Source organism: Streptomyces bungoensis (assembly GCF_001514215.1).
GTDB lineage: Bacteria > Actinomycetota > Actinomycetes > Streptomycetales > Streptomycetaceae > Streptomyces > Streptomyces bungoensis.
Window position 1 is genome coordinate 1 of sequence record NZ_KQ948911.1, and the last position, 1,085, is coordinate 1,085.

General features: G+C 65.1%; 2 protein-coding genes. Both read right to left on the minus strand.

The annotated features are described in order from the left end of the window. Positions 1 to 758, minus strand: a 758-nt coding sequence (locus tag AQJ66_RS36590) for an alpha-amylase family glycosyl hydrolase (protein WP_244163046.1), incomplete at its 3' end; no start/stop codon positions are given. Continuing rightward, positions 755 to 1,085, minus strand: a 331-nt coding sequence (locus AQJ66_RS36595) for an alpha-glucosidase C-terminal domain-containing protein (protein WP_244163047.1), incomplete at its 5' end; no start/stop codon positions are given. The genes AQJ66_RS36590 and AQJ66_RS36595, both read right to left, overlap by 4 nt.

Genomic DNA, 1,085 nt, shown 5'->3' on the forward strand with positions numbered 1-1,085 from the left:
GGATACTGCGCGTCGATCTCCTTGCGCACCCGCTTCAGGAACGCGTGGGTCGCCGGCAGGTTCTCGCAGTTGGTGCCCTCCTGCTGGTACAGGTACGGCACCGCGTCCAGCCGGAACCCGTCGATGCCCAGGTCCAGCCAGAACTTCAGCGCGGAGATCATCTCCTCCTGCACGGCCGGGTTCTCGTAGTTGAGGTCCGGCTGGTGCGAGAAGAAGCGGTGCCAGTAGTACTGCTTGCGTACGGGGTCGTACGTCCAGTTGGAGGCCTCGGTGTCGACGAAGATGATCCGCGCGTCCTGGAACTGCTTGTCGTCGTCGGCCCAGACGTAGTAGTCGCCGTACGGACCGTCCGGATCGCGCCTCGACTCCTGGAACCACGGGTGCTGGTCGCTGGTGTGGTTCATGACGAAGTCGATGATGACGCGCATGCCGCGCTGGTGGGCGGAGTCCACGAACTCCACGAAGTCGGCCAGGTCGCCGAACTCCGGGAGGACCGCGGTGTAGTCCGAGACGTCGTAACCGCCGTCCCGCAGCGGTGACTTGAAGAACGGCGGCAGCCACAGGCAGTCCACGCCGAGCCACTGCAGGTAGTCGAGTTTCGCGGTCAGGCCCTTGAGGTCGCCGACGCCGTCGCCGTTGCTGTCCTGGAAGGAGCGGACGAGGACCTCGTAGAAGACGGCGCGTTTGAACCAATCCGGGTTCCGGTCCTTGGCGGGAGTGTCCTCGAAGGTGTCCGGTACGGGCTCATTGACGATCATGTGGTGGGTGACCCTCCGATCTGCGGGGTGGACGGTCGCAGAACCGAGAAGACATGCGCGGGCCTACGGCCCGGTTCGAGTCGCACATAGTTGGCCCTGCCCCAGTGGTAGGTCTCGCCGGTGAGCAGATCGCACACCGGCACCGACTCGTGCCAGTCCAGGCCGAGTTGCGGCATGTCCAACGAGACCGTGGCCTCCTGGGTGTGGTGCGGATCGAGGTTGGCGACGACCAGAACCGTGTTCGATCCGCTGCGCTTCGAGTAGACGATCACCTCGTCCTTGTCGGCGTGGTGGAAGTGCAGGTCGCGCAACTGCCGCAGCGCCGGG